The 22,304-nt window shown below is 39.8% G+C and carries 16 protein-coding genes; 5 read left to right on the forward strand and 11 right to left on the reverse strand.

Annotation, left to right across the window (positions count from 1 at the left end):
* Nucleotides 1-127 precede the first annotated feature (127 nt).
* The 3 genes from HMPREF9071_RS07705 to HMPREF9071_RS07715 form a co-directional block, all read right to left on the reverse strand.
* On the reverse strand, nt 128-991 hold the full coding sequence (locus tag HMPREF9071_RS07705) for an RNA polymerase sigma factor RpoD/SigA (protein ID WP_009746051.1): 864 nt from the start codon (nt 989-991) through the stop codon (nt 128-130).
* Nucleotides 992-1,027: 36 nt separating this feature from the next.
* A complete protein-coding gene (locus HMPREF9071_RS07710) occupies nt 1,028-1,234 on the reverse strand; it encodes a heavy-metal-associated domain-containing protein (RefSeq protein WP_009746052.1) in 207 nt (68 codons plus the stop codon).
* A gap of 159 nt (nt 1,235-1,393) precedes the next feature.
* Nucleotides 1,394-3,583: a cation-translocating P-type ATPase gene (locus HMPREF9071_RS07715; RefSeq protein ID WP_009746053.1), complete on the reverse strand. Its 2,190-nt coding sequence runs from the start codon at nt 3,581-3,583 to the stop codon at nt 1,394-1,396.
* 148 nt (nt 3,584-3,731) lie between these two features.
* Between HMPREF9071_RS07715 and rpe the strand changes: the two genes are divergently transcribed.
* The gene (rpe, locus tag HMPREF9071_RS07720; protein WP_009746054.1) at nt 3,732-4,379 is read left to right on the forward strand and encodes a ribulose-phosphate 3-epimerase; all 648 of its coding nucleotides are present in this window, start codon (nt 3,732-3,734) and stop codon (nt 4,377-4,379) included.
* Between the two features lie 190 nt (nt 4,380-4,569).
* Nucleotides 4,570-6,570, forward strand: a complete 2,001-nt coding sequence (locus tag HMPREF9071_RS07725) for a hypothetical protein (RefSeq protein ID WP_009746055.1) — start codon at nt 4,570-4,572, stop codon at nt 6,568-6,570.
* 87 nt (nt 6,571-6,657) lie between these two features.
* Here the strand turns inward: HMPREF9071_RS07725 and HMPREF9071_RS07730 are convergent, their stop codons facing one another.
* Nucleotides 6,658-9,477 carry a TonB-dependent receptor gene (locus tag HMPREF9071_RS07730; protein ID WP_009746056.1) on the reverse strand — a complete coding sequence of 940 codons (2,820 nt, stop codon included), beginning with the start codon at nt 9,475-9,477 and terminating at the stop codon, nt 6,658-6,660.
* A 398-nt stretch (nt 9,478-9,875) separates the two neighbouring features.
* On the opposite strand from HMPREF9071_RS07730, the gene metE reads away from it, so the two are divergent.
* A complete protein-coding gene (metE, locus tag HMPREF9071_RS07735) occupies nt 9,876-12,182 on the forward strand; it encodes a 5-methyltetrahydropteroyltriglutamate--homocysteine S-methyltransferase (protein ID WP_009746057.1) in 2,307 nt (768 codons plus the stop codon).
* A gap of 82 nt (nt 12,183-12,264) precedes the next feature.
* On the opposite strand, the gene nth is transcribed toward metE, so the two are convergent.
* The 5 genes from nth to nirK form a co-directional block, all read right to left on the reverse strand.
* On the reverse strand, nt 12,265-12,897 hold the full coding sequence (nth, locus tag HMPREF9071_RS07740; protein WP_009746058.1) for an endonuclease III: 633 nt from the start codon (nt 12,895-12,897) through the stop codon (nt 12,265-12,267).
* 84 nt (nt 12,898-12,981) lie between these two features.
* A complete protein-coding gene (locus HMPREF9071_RS07745; protein ID WP_009746059.1) occupies nt 12,982-14,415 on the reverse strand; it encodes an L-serine ammonia-lyase in 1,434 nt (477 codons plus the stop codon).
* Between the two features lie 116 nt (nt 14,416-14,531).
* Nucleotides 14,532-15,203, reverse strand: a complete 672-nt coding sequence (locus tag HMPREF9071_RS07750) for an SCO family protein (RefSeq protein WP_009746060.1) — start codon at nt 15,201-15,203, stop codon at nt 14,532-14,534.
* Nucleotides 15,204-15,345: 142 nt separating this feature from the next.
* Nucleotides 15,346-16,068: a formylglycine-generating enzyme family protein gene (locus HMPREF9071_RS07755; protein ID WP_083808025.1), complete on the reverse strand. Its 723-nt coding sequence runs from the start codon at nt 16,066-16,068 to the stop codon at nt 15,346-15,348.
* A 113-nt stretch (nt 16,069-16,181) separates the two neighbouring features.
* Nucleotides 16,182-17,624 carry a copper-containing nitrite reductase gene (nirK, locus tag HMPREF9071_RS07760; RefSeq protein ID WP_009746062.1) on the reverse strand — a complete coding sequence of 481 codons (1,443 nt, stop codon included), beginning with the start codon at nt 17,622-17,624 and terminating at the stop codon, nt 16,182-16,184.
* Between the two features lie 554 nt (nt 17,625-18,178).
* Between nirK and HMPREF9071_RS07765 the strand changes: the two genes are divergently transcribed.
* Together HMPREF9071_RS07765 and HMPREF9071_RS07770 are read left to right on the forward strand one after the other, a co-directional pair.
* Nucleotides 18,179-18,988: a DUF6291 domain-containing protein gene (locus HMPREF9071_RS07765; protein ID WP_009746063.1), complete on the forward strand. Its 810-nt coding sequence runs from the start codon at nt 18,179-18,181 to the stop codon at nt 18,986-18,988.
* Between the two features lie 48 nt (nt 18,989-19,036).
* Nucleotides 19,037-20,332: a replicative DNA helicase gene (locus HMPREF9071_RS07770; RefSeq protein WP_009746064.1), complete on the forward strand. Its 1,296-nt coding sequence runs from the start codon at nt 19,037-19,039 to the stop codon at nt 20,330-20,332.
* Between the two features lie 19 nt (nt 20,333-20,351).
* Here the strand turns inward: HMPREF9071_RS07770 and HMPREF9071_RS07775 are convergent, their stop codons facing one another.
* Together HMPREF9071_RS07775 and HMPREF9071_RS07780 are read right to left on the reverse strand one after the other, a co-directional pair.
* Nucleotides 20,352-20,726 (reverse strand): TraR/DksA C4-type zinc finger protein, encoded by a 375-nt coding sequence (locus HMPREF9071_RS07775; protein WP_009746065.1) that lies wholly within the window; start codon nt 20,724-20,726, stop codon nt 20,352-20,354.
* Between the two features lie 162 nt (nt 20,727-20,888).
* Complete coding sequence (locus HMPREF9071_RS07780; protein WP_253908268.1) at nt 20,889-22,262, reverse strand: WG repeat-containing protein; 1,374 nt, start codon at nt 22,260-22,262, stop codon at nt 20,889-20,891.
* Between the last annotated feature and the right edge of the window lie 42 nt (nt 22,263-22,304).

The following is a 22,304-nucleotide window of genomic DNA, read 5'->3' on the forward strand; positions in this document are numbered from 1 at the left end:
TACTTGTAGATAGGTCAATAGGTTCTTTCTTAGTAGATTCAGTAAAAAACAGAAAGGGGGTCAGGAAATATCTGCTCCCCCTTTCGTAAAATCAACAATTCAAAAAAAATAATTTTATTAAGCAAGATTATCCTAAGTAAGTTTTCAGGATTTTACTTCTGGAAGTATGTTTGAGCCTACGGATGGCTTTTTCTTTGATTTGGCGAACACGTTCGCGAGTAAGTTCAAAGGTTTCCCCTATTTCCTCAAGAGTCATAGGATAATTCTCTCCCAATCCAAAATAGAGCCGTATGACATCTGCCTCACGCGGAGTAAGGGTTTCCAAGGCACGTTCTATCTCGGTTTTAAGGGATTCATGCATAAGTTCCTTATCAGGATTGGGGGATTCTCCGCTACGTAAGACATCATATAGGTTAGAGTCCTCTCCTTCTACCAAAGGGGCATCCATGGAAATATGTCGTCCTGAATTCTTCATAGATTCTTTCACATCACTTACGGACATATCCAATTCTCTTGCAATCTCTTCAGCGGAAGGAATTCGCTCATGAGTTTGCTCAAGATAGGCATACATTTTGTTAATTTTGTTAATAGAACCAATTTTATTCAGGGGCAAGCGGACAATACGTGACTGTTCGGCTAATGCTTGTAGAATAGACTGACGAATCCACCAAACAGCATAAGAGATAAACTTAAATCCACGAGTTTCATCAAATCGCTGAGCTGCCTTAATAAGTCCCATATTTCCTTCATTGATAAGGTCGGGCAAGGTAAGTCCTTGGTTTTGGTATTGCTTAGCTACAGAGACCACAAATCGTAAATTGGCTTTTGTAAGTCGTTCTAAGGCGACTTTATCCCCTGCTTTGATACGTTGAGCCAGTTCCACTTCTTCATCTGCAGAAATCAAGTCCACCTTACCTATCTCCTGCAAATACTTATCCAAAGAGGCAGTTTCCCTATTGGTAACCTGTTTGGTAATTTTAAGCTGTCTCATTTATAATGATAAATTGTTAATGACTGATGATTAATCTTACTTTTGTTCTGCCTTGTAACCTGCTTTTTCTACTATTTTAGCTACTTCTGAGGCAGAAAGGGAAGTTTCTACAGTAAGAGTCTTATCTGAAGAGGTAAGATCCGCCTTCCAAGAGGTAATTTGCCCATTTTTGTCAAGTTCTTTGCCTACTTTATCCACGCAACCTTGACATTTGAAATTAGTTTTAAATTCAAAAACACTCATAATTAATTATTAATTAAATAAACTCAATATTCCTTAGGAGGACAAACTCTAAGTGTCCCCATGTAAAATAAATTGGTAACTTATATTATTAACAAAAATCATTCCAAATTATCATTAATTAAAGAATTTTAACCATGTATAGTGACAAAATAACTGTTTTTATATTTTCTTTTGTTTTAAGAGTAAGCTATTGGTTACTACACTAACACTACTGAAAGCCATAGCCGCTCCTGCATACATGGGGTTAAGTAGTCCTCCTCCAAAGAGATAAAGTACTCCTGCAGCAATAGGAATCCCTATAAGGTTATAGATAAATGCCCAGAAGAGGTTCTGCCGAATTGTGCGCAAGGTTTCCACTGACAAATTGACCGTTTTAGAGATTTTAAGTAGGTCAGAGGAAATAATTGTCAGTTGTGCTACCTCCATAGCAACATCACTACCTTTTCCCATAGCGATACTTACATCGGCTTGGGCAAGGGCTTGACTATCATTAATACCATCGCCTACCATACCTACTATCTTACCTTGTGCTTGGAGTTCTTTTACGAAATCCTGTTTATCAGCGGGTTTTACTTGTGCTTTTACGTGAGAGATTCCTACCTTTTGAGCAATGATATTGGCTGTTTGTAGGTTATCCCCTGTAAGCATATACACCTCTATTCCTTGTTTTTGTAATGCTTTTATTGCTTTGGCGGAACTATCTTTCACTTGGTCAGCTATGAATATAAGTGCTAATACTTCCTTACTGCTGGCAAGTACCACCAAGCTTCCCTCTACGGTGTAGGTCTGTATTTTCTCTTTGAAATCAGAAGAGAGGGGAATATTATTTTCCTGAATCCACTGCAAGCTTCCCACTCGGTAGCATTCTTGTTCCCAAAGGGCTTGTACCCCTGCTCCTGCGAACTCTTCTACTTGAGTAAGTTCTACAGGTTCTGTACCTTTCCAATAGGTAGTAATCGCCTCAGCTAAGGGATGAGAGGAGTGTAGTTCTAAGCTATATAATACAGGTAAATATTTCTGCTTATCTGTCCAGAAATCAGATATTACTGTAGGAGTTCCCTGAGTAATAGTCCCTGTTTTGTCCAGTACGACAGCGTTCATTTTGCTAGATAATTCTATACTTTGCGCATCTTTGATAAGGATTCCATTCTCGGCACCTTTACCTATTCCTACCATAATAGCAGTAGGGGTTGCCAATCCTAAGGCACATGGACAAGCTATGACCAACACACTAACGAAGGCTTGCAGTCCATGAGAGAATCCATTTTCCTTATCCAGAAGTAACCATAAGAAGAAAGTCAATAGGGCAATCGCAATCACAGTAGGGACAAAGAGAGCGGCAATTTTATCCACAAGTTTTTGTACGGGAGGCTTGCTTGCTTGTGCATCCTCTACAGCTTTAATAATGGAGGAGAGAAGGGTCTGTGCTCCTATCTTTTCGGCATGCATTTGAATACTGCCTTGTCCATTGGCAGTTCCCGCAAAAACTGTATCCCCCACTGTCTTTTTGACAGGCAAGGATTCTCCGGTAATCATACTTTCATCTATAAAGGTTTCTCCTTGGGTTACCTGACCATCTACGGCTATTTTTTGTCCTGCTTTTACCAATAAAACATCTCCCACTTGCACCTGATCAATGGGTATTTCCTGCCATTGGTTATCCTTCTTAACCCATACAGAAGTAGGCTTAAGTCCCATGAGCTTTCGGATTGCCTCAGAGGTACGTCCTTTGGCAGATTCTTCCAGCACCTTCCCCAGTAGGATGAAGGAGATAATCATCACAGCGGCTTCAAAGTATAAGTGTGGGGTGATTCCTTGTCTTTGCCAGAATTCTCTAAAAACAAGGCTTGAGAGACTGTATAGGTAAGCCACCGAGGTGCTGAGCGCCACCAGGGTATCCATATTAGCAGTATGATGTTTTAATTGATTATACGCCCCCACAAAGAAACGTTTACCAAAGAAAAACAGCCCTATAGTTGCTAAAACGGCTTGTAAATAATCACTATAAGGAAAATGCAGATGAAACATAGCGATGGCAAAGACGGGTAAAGAGCAAAGCAAACTTCCCCAGAAGGTGCGCTGTAATGCCCTGTAACGTATTTGTTCCTTTGCCCTGAGATCTTGCTCACTAAGGGCATTGATTTCCATATCATAGCCCGCATCAATAACGAGTTTTTTAAGTGCTTGGGCAGAGGTTATGTGAGAGTCAAAAGTGATATTTGCCTTTTGATTGGCATAGTTCACGCTTACTTCTTTAACGCCTGGAGCCTGTTGCAGTACCTTTTCAACGGTAATAGCGCAAGAGGCACACATCATACCACTTATAGGATAATGTTCTTTTTGTATCATAAATTGAAAAGAATAACTTTAGGAGAGTAAGCATTTCAAAAAGTATGCCTACTTAAGAATATGACATTTTTTCATATTTTATTTTGATTCCTCGAAAAAAAACGTATCTTTGTAACTGAATTAAAAAACACTCTAATTTAGATTAAATATGCTTATTGCTCCTTCCCTATTAGCAGCTGATTTTGCTAACTTACAAAGGGACATAGAGATGGTCAACCGTAGCCAAGCAGATTGGTTTCATATAGATGTAATGGATGGTGTATTTGTCCCTAATATCTCCTATGGTATGCCTGTGGTAAAAGCCATTCACAAATATGCTCAAAAGCCTTTGGATGTACATTTGATGATAATAGACCCAGACCGATACCTACATGCTTTTGCTCAGCTGGGAAGTACGACTCTTTCAGTACATTATGAAGCTTGTGTGCACTTGCATCGCACCCTGCAGGCTATCAAGCAAGAAGGGATGAAGGCAGGAGTTGCCCTAAACCCTCACACACCTATTAGCGTTCTGGAGGATATTATTACAGAAGTGGATTTGCTCCTTATTATGAGTGTAAACCCTGGCTTTGGAGGACAGTCCTTTATAGAGAACACTTATAAGAAAGTGCGACAAGCAAAGGAACTTATTCTAAGGAACCATGCCAAGACACTCATAGAAGTAGATGGAGGGGTTAATGCTACCAATGCTCCTGAACTGGTAAAAGCAGGAGCCGATGTACTAGTTGCAGGTAGCTTTGTATTCAATGCTCCTAATCCAGAAGAAACAATAGCTGCTCTCAAAGCAGGGAAATAAGCGTCTTGATATATTTAGATATTATTTTGTTAAGCAAAACAAAATAAAAATTAATGTGTTTATATGAATTGTTAATTATTTTGATAAAATAATTATTTCTACCTATGCAATGATATTTTTTAATTATCTTTGCTTCTGAGTTAATAACCTTAATATTAAAATTATTTAAAAAAACATAAAAAATTTAATAATGGAAGTAGAACAAGGGTATAAGATAGCGCCTGCTCCTGAATGGGCAGCTACTTTGACCAATGAGCAGATTATAGACTTATGCAAGGATTCAGATTTTGCCACAGAACAGATAGACGAAGGAAGAGATTTTTGTTATCTTCTTAACAAATATTTCTATGTAGATGATGAGAAAAACACCGATTATGCTCTGATGGCATACACCCTCACTCAACCAGAGAACTTAGAACGTGCCTCGGTGAATGATATGGTTTTGGAAGAGAATGAATATTACGAAATCAACCGTATCGCTGTTATTCGTGATGGTATTTATATAGATAAGCTCTCCGATACTAATATAAAGGTTCTTGATAATGAAAACAATAGTAATGGAGGTGTATTAAGCAAATCCAAGAAAATAAATATTTCTATTCGAGATCTCAGGTTATATGATATTCTCATTTTGGAGGATTCACGTACAAAAGTGTTCTCCGAGAAGGAGTTCGTTCGTCGTGATTTTGTAAAACACATATATGTTACTCCTGACACCTATTGGGCCTATGGAAAATACCACTACAAATTCATTAACAATCGCCAAAAGAAAGTAGCCTATAAAGAATTTTTCTTCCGAGATGAACAGGGGAACGCTTTAGAGCAGCCCATTAAATATTTGGACAAGGGAGAAGTATTAGAGATTGAGCATACCGATTATATCAACCCTGTAGACCCTAATAGAGAGATATTTCCTTTTATAGACTTCGCTACAGAGAGTACCTGGAAAGACCTTTCCAATTATATTTATCCCTTATATAAAGATGTATTGGAGTCATCCGATTTGAAGGATTTTGCTCCGGATTTGGTAGAAAAATTAGATAAATTCTCATCCTTAGATGAGAAAATACAGTTTGCCATTGAATATGTACAGAATAATATATACTATACTTACAATGCCGATGAGATGAATGGTCATAAGCCTCAGGAGCCTTCCATTACTTATCATAACAAGCAAGGGGATTGTAAGGCTAAGTGTGTACTCCTGAAGACTATTCTTGACCACTTAGGGGTGGAGACCAGTGTAGTATTGGTGAATTATAATGCTGACTTTTACTTAAAATATTACCTTCCTTCCCTACTCTCATTCAATCACGTAATTGTAAAAATTCACTACAAAGGAGAGGATTACTTCATAGATGCTACCTCACGTAATGAGTTTGGAAGATTAGAGAAAAGAACGGTACTTAGCTTCTGTCATTACATGGAAATCAAGGAGAATTCAACCCTTAGTGTGCGTAAGCCTACTCACTTTGCCCTACCTTGTATAGATGAACATGTAAAGGTAGTGGTCAAAGAAGGAAAAGGAAAGATAACCTTACATACTACCTATCGCTATAACCGTGCCAACAATATGAGGAACTACTTTAAGCAAACGAACAAGAAGGAACTCATAGATGGCTGGAATCGCTTCCTCTTCTATAACCTGAACTATGTCAATGACCGAAGTGAGCAAGATATTCGTGAGATATTCAAGGATGTAAGCATTAAGATAGAGAAAGATGACAAGGAAGAAAATGAACTTACCATTGGTTATGAAGCTACTATTCTTAATCCTTATTTCACCAACAAAGAAGGAGAAGAGTTCCTTATGTACTTTGACCATAGTGTACTGAAAAAAGACCTTATAGACTTTCGCCATAAGGATAGCAGCTATTGGCATAACTATGATAGCGAACATTACCTCATTGAGCTCTATGCTGATAAGCCTATTAACACGAAGGAAAAATATACCACACAAGAGCTTGAACTCTCCAATGACTTTTTCTCCTATTCCAGTAAAAAGACTATTGAGAAGAGTTCAGGGAAGGTAGAGATTTCCTATGACCCACTCACAAATGTTGAAATTACCTTAGAGAATATCCAGCCAATCAAAGAGGATTATCATCGCATAGGGGATAGTAACTTTGGCTTAGGGATTGATGTGCTCCCTAAAGGATTTTTCAATAGGATAAAATCATGGTTTAAGTAAAAAGTATACATTTCATACATTCATAATAAAAAGGAGAAAAGCTGCCCAGTTGGCAGCTTTTCTGATTTAATTATTGATGAAAACATATCAAAATTGGTATTTTACACCCACATTCCATGTACGACCGAAGCCAAAGAACACTTTATTAGCCACATCTATACCTTTGTAAGTCTTACTGGTATTGGTAGCATGAATATTGGTATTGGATTCAGAAATATAGGTAGTATCCAATATATTATTTACATTTGCTAAAAGAGTAATGGATTGTTTTTTTCCGAAAGCAAACTTATAAGAAAGTCCTCCATCAAAAAGGTTATACTGAGGGAGCTTAATACTTTCCCTATTGGTATTACTTGCACTACTCAAGGAGGCAACATCCAGCCTTGCATATAGGTTATTGACATAGCGCCAACTTAGGTCAATATTGAAATTATCAATAGGAGTTACCACCACTCCGAGATTAGCGGTCATCTGAGCAGAGTCCCCTACTTTTATTTTATCCAAATCCACATCAAACTGGTTACTTGTTTTTCCTGAGAGCGTATATTCGGTATTATCTGCACTAAGGAAAGTATTCACTTGGGCTTTTCCTTGGTAGAACCAATCTCCAAAAGAGAACATACCATTAACCTTGACTAACTCATTGATACGATAAGTAGCATCCATTTCCACCCCTTGGTGGATTTCAGTTACCCCAAGCATTTCAAAAAAGTACTGTGTATTTCTGTCCCATTGGTTATCACGACGTACATAACGGTCTTTCCAAGAGGTACGATACAGATTTACATTGGCAGCGATATTTTCGCTTTTGAAACCATAGCCTAACTCTATTCCAAATATCTTTTCATTGGTAAGATTAGGGTTAACAAAGTTCTTATAGTTAGGATATACTGAGTTGAAGAAAGGTTGTCGGGAATAATAACCTATATTAGCGAACACATTATGGTGATTATCAAGATTATAATTAGCCCCAGCCTTCATGTTATATCCAGGAATATTCTTATAGGTGGTCTCAGTTTGCATAGCTGTTTCAGGTTTTCCTTTAAGGGCGAGAGTACCTTCTTTGAGAAAATGGTCTATCCTCTGGTAAGCCTGCATAGAGCTTGACCATTGAGCAAAGGCGGAGAGCTTATCATTGGTATATTCCACCTGACCGAAAGCCCCTAGCCAGCGTACATTACCATCATTACTGAAGGTTATCTGGTCATCCAGATTTTCTATACGTCCTCCAAAAGGGTTAAAGGAAGGTCTGTCAGAGATAGAGTGAGTTACATTACGAGGGATGGTAATATTCCTATTGGAAGCATCTCGGTAGAAATCTGTTCCTAAGAAATCACTTACCACTTCATAGTGATACCCTTTGTAGTACCTGCCGTCAAGTCCAACACTGAAGGATAGATGATCAGAGAGCTTATGATTGAAATTGGTAAGGAATCCGAACCAATTATGAGAGTTCACGGAAGCCTTACGAGCGAAACCTTCGGTAACGTTCATTTCTTGGTTATTGGAATTGATTACCTTACGAGTTGCATTGGCTACATAAGGAGTTCCATGGAGTTCAACATGTTGATTAGGTGTGGAGACATCTTCTCCTTGATTATACCTAACCATTCTTTCAATATCCATAAGTCCGTCAGGGGTTCTAAAGTTAGAAGCATTCAGCATAGTAGGTCTGCCATTTCGGTGGGTTCCTGTCCAAGCACCTCCTGCATCACGAGTTCCTGACCCACGACCGAAGGAAGCATATACTACGGTGCTAAGGGTGGATCGTTCCTCTATATTCCAATCCCAATTAAGCATTATCACAGGTTTGTGATATACATTACGGCGGAAGCTATATTCCTTACCATTATAGTATCCCCAGTCGGAATTATAACGGCGATTAGGTTCTCCATCTTTTCCATACTTCAGATAATCCTGAATAGAGATATGGTTGCTACGCTGGTGGTGCCATTGAGGGGCTCCTGTGAACATGAATTGAAAGGCATGCTTATCATTAGGGGCGTACCCTAAAGCGAAGAAGTAGTTATAGGCTTCGAACTTAGTTCCTTCCGCATAGGTAGCTCCTGCAGTACGGCTTAGTAGGACAGAAGTAGACCATCCTTTTTTACTTTTCCCTGTATTATAGGCAGCCAATCCTTTGTAGAATCCGTCATTTCCGTAAGCGGCAGATACAGTACCTCCCTCATTCATATCGGAGGCACGGGTTACAATATTGATAGTTCCTCCTACAGAGGCAATGGCTAACTTAGAGGCACCCAATCCACGCTGTATCTGCATAGAGGAGGTTACATCGGAGATTCCTGCCCAGTTGCTCCAATATACTTTACCGTTCTCCATGTCATTAATAGGCATTCCATTAATCATCACGGCGATATTTTCATTACCGAAGCCACGGATATTAATTTTAGAGTCTCCGTAGCCACCACCTGACTTAGTTGCATATACCGAAGGGGTTTTGTTCAGTAGTTCGGGGAATTCCTGATTTCCTAACTTGCTGGTAATTTCAGCAGCACGGATGGTAGAGACCGCCACCGGTGTTTTGCGTTCTTTTGCCATATCCACCAAGGTGTTCCCGGTGAACACCAATCCGGTAAGTTCCTCTGCATCGGGCATAAGAGTTACCTGTACAGAAGCCTTTCCTTTGACAATAGTAAAAGGTACTTCTTTGGTTTTGAAACTAACAAAGGAGACAACTAAGATTCCCTTTTTCTGAGTAGTTTTAAGGGTGAACTTTCCTTTTTCATCGGTGGAAGTTCCATGAGTAGTTCCTTTGATAAGGACGTTTGCCCCTAAAAGAGGTCCTTTTTCTTCACCATCAAACACGGTTCCTGTGATTGTTTGTGCCGAGAGGGTGGCTATCATAAAGAATGCCCACAAGCTCAGCCAATGTTTAACTGTTTTCATCTTTTATTATGTATAATTATATCAATGGTTTTGTGGTACAAATTTCGTAAATTTCACGCATATTAATTTCTAAGGATATGTTAATCTTAATTATTTTTTACCAACAATCACTGTTCAAAACCTTTATTTTTTGTTCATAACTTCATTTTGTTCCAATATATTATAGATAATTTAATTAAATAGTTAAATATCCATATAATATATATTTTCTCATACCATATATTTAAATATTATCAATATTCCTTATTTCTATTATTGTTTCTGAAAGAATTCTATTTGATTAGAATTTTTTTTTGAATTTTTTTTTGATATTAGAATATTATATTATATCTTTGCACCCTAAAAGTAAAAAGGGATTATCTATCCTTATTAAATAATAATAAATAAATAAAGCGAATATGAGAACAAATGTGTTAGGCTATCCGCGTATTGGAGAGAAGCGCGAGCTAAAAAAAGCCAATGAGGCTTTTTGGGAAGGTAATCTCAGTGAGGAGGAACTCCTCTTGGTTGCAGAGAAAATCCGTGTCCATAACTGGAGCTTGCAAAAGGAAGCAGGTATAGATCTTATCCCTTCTAATGATTTTTCCTTATATGACCAAGTATTGGATTTTTCCTTTACAGTAAATGCTATTCCTCAGCGTTTTGCCCCTACCAAAGAACTCTGTGAACTTAAGCAATATTTTGCCATTGCCCGTGGTTATCAAAAAGATGGCATAGATGTTACTGCTTCAGAAATGACCAAATGGTTTGATACCAATTATCATTATATTGTTCCTGAATTTACCAAAAATCAAACCTTTTCCTTGAAGGTGAACAAGCCTTTGAAGGAATATAATTTGGCTAAAAAACATGGATTTGAGACCAAACCCGTACTTTTAGGCATGGTTACTTACCTGCTCTTAGGGAAAGAAAAGGAGGCTGGCTTCCATCGCTTAGAGCTTGCAACAAGCCTGCTCCCTGTCTATATACAGATTGTACAAAGCCTTGTGGATGCAGGAGCTAAGAGCATCCAAATAGATGAACCTTACTTAGTACTTGACCTTCCCCAAGGGGCTGAGGAAACCTACCGAAAGGTGTATGGTGAGCTTAAGGCTAAGTTCCCTAAAACAGAATTTATTCTAACTACCTACTTTGGAGCCTTGGATAATAATACCTCTTTAGCAGTGTCTCTCCCTTTTGACGTATTACACATTGACCTTGTTCGTGCTACCGCACAGTTAGATGGGGTACTTAAGGCACTTGATAAGGACAAGAAGCTTTCCTTAGGAGTGGTAGATGGTCGTAATATCTGGAAAAACAATTTTGAGCATTCTCTCGCCCTTATAGAGAAGGCACAGGAGGTTATCGGTTATGACCGCTTACTTATTGGTACTTCTTCTTCCTTGCTACATACACCTTGTAACTTAGAGAATGAAAATAATGAAAAGGTGCTCACTGCAGAGATCAAGCAATGGCTTGCCTTTGCCAAACAGAAAGTAAAGGAACTTTCTACTCTTAAAACCCTTGCTCAAGGGCATGATCTTAGTCCAGAGGTAAAAGCTGCTTTTGAAGAAAACAAGCGAGCTGCTGAGAATCGCAAGACTTCCCCGCTAATTCATGACCCTAAAGTTAAAGAGCGTGTAAAAAAGATTACTGAGAGTGACAGCAAGCGCAAGAGTCCTTTTTCTATCCGCCGAAAAATGCAAGAAGAAGCCCTACACTTGCCCCTTTTCCCTACCACTACCATTGGCTCCTTCCCACAAACACAAGAGGTACGTTCTTGGAGAGCCTCCTTCAAGAAAGGAGTGCTTAGCGAGAAAGAATATGACCGCCTTCTTGAAAAAGAAATTGAGGACTCCATCCGTTGGCAAGAGCAAACAGGAATTGATGTGTTGGTACATGGAGAATTTGAACGTAATGACATGGTGGAATACTTTGGAGAGCTGCTCAATGGCTATACTTTTTCCAAGTTCGGCTGGGTACAGAGCTATGGTTCCCGCTGCGTAAAGCCTCCTATTATCTTCGGAGATGTTTCCCGCCCCAATCCTATGACAGTGCGTTGGAGCAAGTACGCACAATCCCTGACCAAGCTTCCTGTAAAGGGAATGCTTACAGGACCGGTAACCATTCTCCAGTGGTCTTTTGTACGTGATGACCAACCTCGCTGGGAGACTTGTTACCAAATCGCCCTTGCTATCCGCGATGAAGTGATGGATTTAGAGAAAGCAGGCATTAAAATAATCCAGATAGACGAACCTGCTATCCGTGAAGGATTACCTTTGCGACGAGATGAGTGGAAGGATTATTTCAACTGGGCTATTAAGGCTTTCCGTATTTCCGCCTCAGGAGTGGAGGACAAAACACAAATCCATACCCACATGTGCTATTCTGAGTTCAATGACATGATAGAAGCTATTGCCAATATGGATGCCGATGTGATTACTATTGAATGCTCTCGCTCTCAAATGGAACTTTTGGATGTATTTGCCGATTTCAAATATCCAAATGAAATAGGTCCTGGTGTATATGATATTCACTCCCCACGAGTGCCTTCTGAGGAGGAAATTTACCACCTAATGAAGAAAGCTATTGCTGTGATCCCTTTCAGAAATCTCTGGGTGAATCCTGACTGTGGACTCAAAACACGCCATTGGGAGGAAACCAAATTAGCATTATCCGCCATGGTAGCAACGGCTAAGAAGCTCAGAGAGGAGTATAAGAAATAATGTTTGTTTTTATTGTTCGAAAAGGAGGTTGTCAAGAAATTGATAGCCTCCTTTTTAGTTAAGTTAAGTAAAAAGTAATCTTTTATTTTTCATCTTTACCTTTTATCTTACAGGTGATAATATCCTTAAAGATATCCCAATTGCGTGCTGGGGAGTATTCTCGGGCATAATAGATAATCTGCAGATGGAGTTTGTTCCATTTGTGCTTAGGGAAGGCTTTTTTTGCGTCCTTTTCACTTTGCACTACGGAGGAACCATCGGAGATTTCCCAACGCTGTAACATCCGATGGATATGTGTATCCACAGGGAAAGCAGGCACCCCGAAGGCAGTACTCATAACCACACTTGCTGTTTTATGTCCTACAGAAGGGAGGGCTTCTAATGCTTGAAAGGACTGAGGTACTTGCCCTTGATACTTTTCAATAAGGATGTGGGAGAGGTGATAGATACCATAGGACTTCATAGGAGAGAGTCCCACAGGCTTAATAATCTGGCGTATCTCCTCTTGAGTGAGCTTGACCATATCATAAGGGTTATCAGCCTGAGCAAAAAGCAAAGGCGTAATTTGGTTCACCCGAGCATCAGTGCACTGGGCAGAAAGGATAACTGCAATAAGCAAGGTATAAGGATCCTTATGATTAAGAGGGATAGGAGGGTTAGGATATAGTTCCTCCAAAGTATCCATAATAAAGCGTATTTTTTCTTTTTTGTTCATGGGGTTATGGAGTATTACAAAGAAAGCTATCCCTAAAGGGATAGCCCTCTTATAACACCAAATATTAAAGTAATAAAAATATTCTTAACAATCTGCTATACTTACAGCAACTGCGAGTCCTGCTTCTGAAGTTTCTTTGTACTTAGTGTTCATATCCTGAGCGGTTTGCCACATAGTTTGGATGACCTTATCCAAAGGTACTTTTGCATTCTTAGGGTTGGTTTCCAGTGCCAATTCGGCAGCGTTAATCGCCTTAATAGCTCCCATGGCATTGCGTTCTATACAAGGAATTTGTACCAATCCTCCAATAGGGTCACAAGTGAGTCCTAAGTGGTGTTCCATAGCTATTTCAGCAGCTATCATCACTTGTTCGGGTGTCCCCCCCCAGAGTTCACACAATCCCGCTGCCGCCATAGCAGAGGATACTCCTATTTCAGCTTGGCAGCCTCCCATAGCAGCCGAGATAGTAGCATGCTTTTTGAAGAGACTTCCTATAATCCCTGCCGTAAGGAGGAATTGCTCCACTTGCGCCTGAGTTCCTTTGTGATTATCTATAGTCAGATAATAAAGTAATACGGCAGGAATAACCCCTGAACTTCCATTGGTAGGGGCGGTTACCACTCTTCCTAAGGAGGCATTCACCTCATTGACCGCTAAGGAGAAACAAGTTACCCACTTAAGGGTATCACGGAAGTCCACTTTTCTCTTTCGGATTGCCTCTATCCAATCCTGAAAAGAAGCATAAGGTATTACCTCCCCTCCCATGAGTTTTTTATGTATATCATAAGCCCTACGCCTTACATTGAGTCCTCCAGGGAGCGTCCCTTCTGTATGGCACCCTATATAGGCACATTCTGCCATTGTACTCCATACACGTAAGAGTTCAGCATGTATTTTCTGCGGATTACGGAGGGCTTTTTCGTCCTCAAAGACAATTTCAGAAATCTTCTTTCCCTCTCTCTGGCAGTGTGCTAAGAGTTCCTTAGCGGAATCAAACTCATAAGGGAAAGCCGGTTGTTGTTTTGCTTCTCCTTTTGTGGACTCTTCTGTTTTTTCTTTGACAATGAATCCTCCCCCTATGGAATAAAAGGTGGATTCATAAGTTTCCATTCCTTTTCCTTGTGCCGTGAAGGTAATTCCATTAGCATGAAAAGGTAAAAATTTCTTATTAAAAACGACTTCCTTTTCTGGGTCAAAGTGAATAAAGAATTTCCCTGCTAAGTGTAGTTTTTTATCTTTTCTAATAGTTTCAATAATGGAGGAAATACTCTCCACAGGGATATATTCAGGGTCTGTTCCACTAAGTCCTAACATAGCCGCCAAGTCAGTAGCATGTCCTTTTCCGGTAAGGGACAAGGAGCCATATAAGTCCACCCGTACACTTTGAACTTTTTCTAAGATTTGTTTTTCCTTAAGTTCCTTGAGAAAGGCTTCTGCAGCTCGCCAAGGTCCTAGTGTATGAGAACTGGAGGGACCTATCCCTATCTTAAGCATTTCAAAAACACTTACGTATTCCATAAAAAAATTTTGGTGCAAAATTACAAATTAATGATTGATTTTTCAATGATTAATAGGGAATTTTTTCTTCTTATAGGGAAGGTTTCTGTTATTTATTTATAGTCTAAATACAGTTATTAGTTTACTTTTTCAAGTTGTTTTTTCACCTCTTCTACGATGCTGGTACGGTCAATACCTAATCCTTCCTGTTGGACAGCAAGTTCTCCCTGTGCATTGAATACACTAATGATATTGGAATGGGAGAAGTCAATAGGAGAGATTTGTTTATAATTCACTGCCAAGACAGCTGCGAACTCACGTGTTTTTTCCTCATCGGAGCGAAGGAATACCCATTGGTCATCATCCATATTATTCTCTTGAGCGAACTTTTTCAAGTGTTCAGGAGTATCCACCTTAGGGTCAATACTCACCAAGATGTACTTGACTTTATCCTTATGAGCGATGTTCTGAGCTTCCACTGCCTTGCGAATCTCACGCATATCCTGAATAAGGATAGGGCAAGCCGTTCTACAGGAGGTATATATCATCACTACCACCAAAACATTTCCTTTAAAGTCCTTCCACTGAATATCCTTCCCATTTTGGGTAGTCCAGGTCTCTGGCAGGTTGTAGATAGAAAGGTCGGAGATTTCTGTAGATTTTGCCTGTGTATCTGTCTTCTGAGAAACGTTTGGCTCAGCAGCAGGCTGCTCTGAAGTGGCCTCAGTAGATGATTTAGCCTCTGTGGTATTGTTTTTACAGGCTTGGAGCATAAGGAGGCTCACAGCCATGAATAATAATTTTTTCATAATAATTAATGGTTATAATTCTTAATTTATTTGTTCTATTTCAAGTATTGAGCAGCTATGGCTCATACAGGAATGACTTAGTTTTATTCATATATTCGCTTGGGCGACTTTCTAAACTGTCACACTTGTCTGGCGATACTTTTCATTTTTCACTTTTCGTTTCCCTTGACTTAGCACACCTGAAGCCTAAATTTTTATTGGTATAGTTTGCCTTTAGGGTGCCTCTGAGAGAATAGCGCATGAAAGCACCATAGTTAGTAAGGTCTGAGGCATTCAGGGCACTTCCTCCACAGAAGAGCGCATCATCGCCAAAATTATCTTTACGTGCCTCTCCAGAGAAGAATACACTATTGAAATCACTGACCCACTCCCATACCAAGCCATGCATATCATACACTCCCCAATAGTTTTTCGGGGTGCTTCCTATCTTGTTTTCATAGGTTTTAGGGGTTTGCAGCCAATGAGTAATATAATCCGAATAGCTTTTCTTGTTTTGTGCATTAGGAGTAGTTGCATCCGCTTGGGCAACATACTCCCATTCATCGGTAGTGGGGAGGCGCTTTCCCTGACATTCACAATATTTCTTAGCGGTAAACCATGATATATTGGTTACAGGAGCCTGCGGGTCAAGAGGAGCAAAGTCCAAATCATCCTTCCACTGGGATAGGTAACTTTTCTTAGCAAAGATAGCCTTTATACGGGAGCGCTGATATTGAGGATTTTTCTCTAAGAAGTCCTTATATTGTGCATTGGTTACCGGATATACATCCAAGTAGAAAGAGGCTATTTTCACTCTTTGAGTTCCTTTATCCTTTTCCTTTACTCCATACATAGGTAGGTAGCTTCCTTCCTTTATAAGTACCATAGGAGTTACCTTCTGCCCCCATAAAGTACCCTGCAAAAGCAGGGAGAGGGCAGAGAGTATCACCACCAAGCCAATGCTTGGAACTTGAATAGATAAGTGGTTATTTTTCACTTTTATTTTTGATCTTTCACTTTCTGTACCATTTCAGGAGTTACCACCTTTTTGCTGTTTTCCCAAGTGTTATATACATAAGTAAGCACATCGGCTACTTCCTGCACTGAGAGGGGTTGTGGGGTCATAGCACTTTCATAAGTTTTTCCATTCACGGTAACTTTTCCTGTTTTTCCGTGCAATACAATACCGATAGCCCTATTCACATCGGCATTAAGGAAGTCGGATTTTGCCAATGGAGGGAAAGCTCCTTCGAGTCCTTGTCCTTGCGCTTGATGACAGGCAACACAGGTTTTGGTATATACAGCTTTTCCATCGTCTATCTGTTGTTGCTTAGTTTTAGCTACAATGGTTCCCTCATTCTTAGGGGTTACTGCTATTTTCAGGTCAGAGACATACGGTTTAGGGTCATTTTTACCATATATTTTTCTATTTTCTTCTCCTTTAGCAACAAGTAATCCCAACGCACCCTTATTAAAAGCACGATAGATGGAGTGATCCACAATCACATAGGATCCAGGTACATCTACCTTGAATTCCACGATAGCGGCTCCACCGGCAGGGATAAGGGTTGTTTGTACATTTTCATTGATTAAGCTGGCACCTTCCACATGTACACGGTCAAAGATTTCACCAATTACGTGAAAAGAAGAGACCTTATTAGGACCTCCATTTCCCACAAAAAGACGGACGGTTTCTCCAGGATTTGCGGTAAGAGCTCCATCATTGGTAAGAGCTCCCACCCTACCGTTAAATACTACATAATCAGGTGTTTCAGCCAAAGCTTTATCTTGGTTAAAGGCTTGTGTTCCTCCTGCTCCATAGGCTCCATCAGTATAGAAATCCCCTTGCATCACATAATACTCCTTATCCACCGGAGGAAGTCCTCCTTCGGGTTCTACCAAGATAAGTCCATACATCCCATTGGCGATATGCAAAGGTACTGGTGCTTGTGCACAGTGATACACAAACAGACCCGGACTTAAGCATTTGAAGGTGAAAGTGCGTTGTTCACCAGGAGCGACCAAAGTTGCTTCAGCACCTCCTCCAGGACCTGTTACCGCATGCATATCTATATTATGAGGGAGCTTGTTATCCTGATGGTTCTTAAGGGTGAATTCCACTTCATCTCCCACCCGTACACGGATGAAACTTCCAGGCACTGTACCTCCAAATGTCCAGAAGAGATACTTGGTACCATCCATAATTTCCCCTTCTTTCTCGATAATCTCCAAATCCACCTTAATCTTCATTGCCTTACGAGTTCCTACAGGTTTAGGTACATGAGGGGGGGAGGTAAGCTCTGCCTGAACCGCTTCTCCTTCCACAGGAATATCTACAGTTGCTATAGGGGTTGTTTCTTTCTTAGGCTCTTCTCCTCCACAGGCTACAAATAGTACCGAGAAAGCCATTAAAGTCATTAATTTTCTTGTACGTTCTTTCATTAAAATATAGTGTTTATTGAACCTGGCAAAGATAAATTTTTCTTGATAAACAAACAAATATATTTCAACTTTTTTTGAAAATTTTTCTTATCCCCACACTCGCCGTGTGCGATACTTACTATCCCTGTTATCGCTTAAAACAAAGACAAAAAAGAAGAAAAATACAAATACAAAAAAATAAAGAAGAAGAAGAAATAAAATAAGGAACAAAAAACAAATAACGAAATCATTCATCATCACCAGCGACTTCTCCATTTTTCAAGAAAAAGGATTCTTTACCCTCCTTTGAAAGTGAAAAGTATAGCCAGCGAGTGCCTACAGCTGGGTATGTGGGTGAATAATGAATAGTGAACAGTTAAAAGTGAAGAATTAAAAGTTAAAAGTGAAGAATTTTTCGTTTTTCACTTTTCGTTTTTCACTTATTAAGGGGTGGACACTTCTCTGTCTGTTTTTCCTTGACATAGCTACAAAAATGTTGTATATTTGCGGTGTTTTTGAAGGAAGCACATCACCCTTCAGCTTCATGATTTCAGTAAACAAATCTCTTCATTATTATGAAAAAATTCTTCATCCTCTACAATGACATGCTCGAAGTACTTGACGAGCTCACCGACGAACAAGCCGGTAAACTCTTCAAAACCATCAGAGCCTACCAGCAACACCTGAACAATCATCTTGACCCTCAACCGCAAGAGATTCCTCCCTTCCCTGTGGATGACTTTGTAACTCGCATTGCCTTTGCCTCCTTCAAGGCTCAGTTCAACCGAGAAGCCAAACAGTGGCACCAAAGCGCCGTGAATAACAGAAAAAAGGGACGTATGGGAAACCTTAAGCGGTGGCATCCTGAGCTTTACAACAAAGTAGTAGCCCAAGAACTCTCCTTAGAAGAAGCTGAAGAGGAGGCTCGTAGTAAAAAAGCCCGTCCTTCCAAGGGAAAAGAAACTAAAAAAGAGGAAAACATAGCGGAGCCTGCCCATAATTCTATGGAAAGTATCTCTATAGACCAGATTGTTCCCTATATTCCTAAAAAAAGAAATACATACTGGGAGATTAAACCCATAGAAGCACTTAAGGAAGAATACCTTAGCAATGAAAGACTCACACAAGTAATGTTCAAGATACTAAATATCAATGATAAGCAACAGCTCTCTAAGCTCTTGTGTCAGTTCCACGAACACTTGGAATCACAGGGAGAATATGAGAAAGATATTCGGGACTACTGTAGCCATTTTAAGAATTGGATCCGGAAAAGGAAACAGGAGGAGGCGGTAGAGAAGCAGAAAAAAACCGAAGAACAAGCACAATACCCCAGATACAGAACCTTTGGAATGAATGAACACGGGCAGGCGGTATACCTAGATTAGTGATTAATGATTTAATAATTAATGATTAGCTAAAAACGTATTTCAACTATGCTTGATATAGATATAGAAAGTATTGTATTAGGAGGGATGCTCATAGAAGCGCAGGGATTTCCTCGCTTTACAGACGCCATTGGAGAAGTAAACGTATTTGGTGACCAGCGGCATGCCGTCATCTATGAGGCTATGTTAAGTCTCTTTAAGGAGAGCGGTCAGATAGACGTCTGCTTAGTCAGTCAAGAGCTAAGGAAGCGGAATCGGCTCAAGGAGATAGGCGGGAGTGCTTATCTGGTATCTCTTACCGAGAGGGTTTCTTCCGCTGCACACATAGAGGAATATGCACGCATACTGCTACAAAACCATATAAAGCGTAATATAAAAGCACTCTCTCAGCACTTGGAGACACAAGCCTCCAGTGACCAATCGGATCCTTTTGCCCTTTTGGATTACTGTCAAAGTGAATTGGATAAAGCAACTGATTACCTACAACAAAGACATTCGAGGACAACGGCAGAATACCTCACTGAGCTATTGAATCCCCAGCAGAACAAAGGAGTTCCTATGGCTATAGAAGGGCTTCATTGTTGGCTTAATGGCTATCATCCTGGAGAACTTACCGTCATTGCAGGTCGTCCTGGAATGGGCAAGACCGCCTTTGCCCTGAATGATGCCTTGCACCAAGCTCGCAGTGGTTATCCTGTGGGGTTTATCTCCTTGGAAATGACGGGGAAGATGGTAACCGGACGTGCCTTTGCCAATTATGCAGGAATCAATAGTAATCACCTCTGTACACAGGGGCTTAGCCGCGAGGAGATGGAGATCGCCGTACAATACAGGGCTTCCTTTGGCGAGTTTCCTCTTTATATAGAGGAAGCCTCCTGTATGAGTCTTTTGCAAATAAGAATGAAAGCCAAAGAATGGATAAGGACAAAGAAAATAAAAATCCTTTATGTGGATTATCTGCAACTGATTATCGGTAGCCATGATAGGAAATCCTTCCGTACTCGTGACCAAGAGGTTGGAGAGATTTCTCGTTTCCTCAAAGGGCTTGCTAAAGAACTTAATATTCCTGTGGTGGCACTGGCACAACTCTCTCGTGAGGTAGAAAAGCGAGGCAACAAACTCCCTACCCTCTCCGATCTGCGTGAGAGTGGTTCTATAGAACAAGATGCGGATAATGTCATGCTCCTATATCGTCCAGATTATTATCAAGAATTATCGGGGGAAGAGGAAACCCTTAAGGAGCAAACGGAGAAGAAAATAGATATTATCCTTGCCAAGTACCGCAATGGTTCCACAGGGAGAACCACTGCCGACTGTGACTTAGCCTACATGAGGTTTAGGTAAAGGTAAAGGGGATAAGGTGTTATTGCATATTCTTAGCCTCAATGCTTAGGGTTGCATGAGGTACTGCCTTAAGGCGTTCCTTATCAATAAGCTTTCCTGTTACACGGCATACACCATAGGTTTTATTTTCAATACGGATAAGGGCATTCTTGAGGTCACGGATGAACTTTTCCAAACGTGTAGCCTGTGCCATATTGGATTCCTTACTCATCATCTCCGATCCCTCTTCAAAGGCTTTGAAGGTAGGAGAGGTATCATCCACACTATTATCAGCTCCATTGAGGTATGCCTGACGCAAGAACTCTAAATCCGCCTGAGCTTGGCGTAATTTTTCCTCAATAAGCCCCTTAAACTCCTGCAAATCCTTATCAGAATAACGAACTTTTACTTCCATAAATAATTTCTTTTTTATTATAATCTTTGACTTTAGCCTCTTTTTATGAAAAAGCTAATTTTTAAATTGTGCAAAGGTACAAAATTATTATCAATTATTCATGAGTAATAAGCATTTTTTTACCCATCTTCTTTTTTCTTTTTCCACCCTCATGAACTTTTGTCATTTTTTTGGATTTCCTTGTAAGTCCATGTAGATTTTCTTTCCATTGAGATAAGCCATTATGGCTCCTTCTCCTCCATTAATGAGGGAAACCCAATCATATATAAAAGGAATGACTTCTTTCCCTTCTGTATTAACATATCCCCATTTGCCATCACGTTTTGCATCACAAATTCCTTTGAAAAAGTAACTTCCTATCTCATCATATATTACGGGAATGACTTCTTTCCCTTCTTTGTTAACATACCCCCATTTGTCCTTACGCTTTACTTTAGCAATAGCCAACCCTTCTTGTGAAAAGTTATCATTAAAATATTCAGCATCGTCATACTGGAAGGGGATTATTACTTCATCTCTTTTATTGATATACCCCCACTTACCTCTGTGGCGAACAGGAATCATGCCTTCTCTGAAGTAATTATTCTTAACTGCTTCATATTTACAAGGGATTATTTCCCTTCCTTGAGTATTGATAAAGCCAAACTTACCATGAAGCCTTACCAAAGCCGTTCCCTCTTGGAATCTGCTCTTATAAGGATGGAAAAGAGGAAAAACCTCATAAGTGGGAGGCACCAGAACTTTCCCTTCCTCCTTTATATATCCTTTTTTTCCGTCGGCAGACACTACATAGATTCCCTCTGTAGGAGGATATATAAAACCATACTTAAAAGGAATTATTATTTGGTTATTCCAATCAATCAGTCCCATTTTGCCATTTTTCACCACTCTTATTTTATCCTCTGGTTTCGGATAATAATCCTCCTCTGTATAGATAAGGTCATATTCAAAAGGAATAAGTACTTTTCCATCTTTATCAATAAATCCCCATTTACCATTCTTTTTGGCTTTGGTATAATGGGTATCGTAATGGAATGACTCAGCTTCTTCATATATGGTAGGAATGACCTTATTCCCTTTTTTGTCCACAAAGCCCCACTCTTTGCCAAGCCTTACAAGGGCTCTTCCGGACTTAAATTCTTGAGTTTCTTCATATAAAAAAGGAATAACCAACTCTCCCTGTGGAGTGATGCCTCCCCATTTGTCATTTTTTCTGACCCAAGCTATTTTATCAGGATAGCCAAAGGGCTGTGCATAATCGTACTCAAGCGGAATCACTACCTTATTTTTGAAGGTTACATATCCATATTTTTTTGTTTTCTTATCTTGGACAATAAGCATGTCCAAAAGATAACTGTCTCTTACAGATGCATATTTGTCTTTCCAAGAAATCCTTCTACGCATCTCTCCTCGATAGTCTATTCCAGAGGCTAATATTCGTGAATCTTCTAATATATGCTTTACTCCAGTAGTATCCTGAGCCATCATAAGGGATTCTATTAAGAAGAATGATAAGAATGAAAAAAGTACTTTCATAAGATTTCAGTTCTATAAGGCTTAGAATGAGAATGGCTACCG

The sequence above is a fragment of the Capnocytophaga sp. oral taxon 338 str. F0234 genome (assembly GCF_000192225.1).
Taxonomy (GTDB): domain Bacteria; phylum Bacteroidota; class Bacteroidia; order Flavobacteriales; family Flavobacteriaceae; genus Capnocytophaga.

Excerpts from the sequence above, each read along its gene's own strand:
- HMPREF9071_RS07775 (WP_009746065.1), bottom strand. The coding sequence starts at position 20,726 with ATGGAAGTAAAAGTTCGTTATTCTGATAAGGATTTGCAGGAGTTTAAG.
- HMPREF9071_RS07755 (WP_083808025.1), bottom strand. The coding sequence starts at position 16,068 with ATGGTACTTATAAAGGAAGGAAGCTACCTACCTATGTATGGAGTAAAG.
- HMPREF9071_RS07780 (WP_253908268.1), bottom strand. The coding sequence starts at position 22,262 with ATGAAAGTACTTTTTTCATTCTTATCATTCTTCTTAATAGAATCCCTT.
- HMPREF9071_RS07745 (WP_009746059.1), bottom strand. The coding sequence starts at position 14,415 with ATGGAATACGTAAGTGTTTTTGAAATGCTTAAGATAGGGATAGGTCCC.
- metE (WP_009746057.1), top strand. The coding sequence starts at position 9,876 with ATGAGAACAAATGTGTTAGGCTATCCGCGTATTGGAGAGAAGCGCGAG.
- HMPREF9071_RS07725 (WP_009746055.1), top strand. The coding sequence starts at position 4,570 with ATGGAAGTAGAACAAGGGTATAAGATAGCGCCTGCTCCTGAATGGGCA.
- HMPREF9071_RS07705 (WP_009746051.1), bottom strand. The coding sequence starts at position 991 with ATGAGACAGCTTAAAATTACCAAACAGGTTACCAATAGGGAAACTGCC.
- HMPREF9071_RS07770 (WP_009746064.1), top strand. The coding sequence starts at position 19,037 with ATGCTTGATATAGATATAGAAAGTATTGTATTAGGAGGGATGCTCATA.
- HMPREF9071_RS07715 (WP_009746053.1), bottom strand. The coding sequence starts at position 3,583 with ATGATACAAAAAGAACATTATCCTATAAGTGGTATGATGTGTGCCTCT.
- HMPREF9071_RS07710 (WP_009746052.1), bottom strand. The coding sequence starts at position 1,234 with ATGAGTGTTTTTGAATTTAAAACTAATTTCAAATGTCAAGGTTGCGTG.
- nth (WP_009746058.1), bottom strand. The coding sequence starts at position 12,897 with ATGAACAAAAAAGAAAAAATACGCTTTATTATGGATACTTTGGAGGAA.
- HMPREF9071_RS07765 (WP_009746063.1), top strand. The coding sequence starts at position 18,179 with ATGAAAAAATTCTTCATCCTCTACAATGACATGCTCGAAGTACTTGAC.
- rpe (WP_009746054.1), top strand. The coding sequence starts at position 3,732 with ATGCTTATTGCTCCTTCCCTATTAGCAGCTGATTTTGCTAACTTACAA.
- HMPREF9071_RS07750 (WP_009746060.1), bottom strand. The coding sequence starts at position 15,203 with ATGAAAAAATTATTATTCATGGCTGTGAGCCTCCTTATGCTCCAAGCC.
- nirK (WP_009746062.1), bottom strand. The coding sequence starts at position 17,624 with ATGAAAGAACGTACAAGAAAATTAATGACTTTAATGGCTTTCTCGGTA.
- HMPREF9071_RS07730 (WP_009746056.1), bottom strand. The coding sequence starts at position 9,477 with ATGAAAACAGTTAAACATTGGCTGAGCTTGTGGGCATTCTTTATGATA.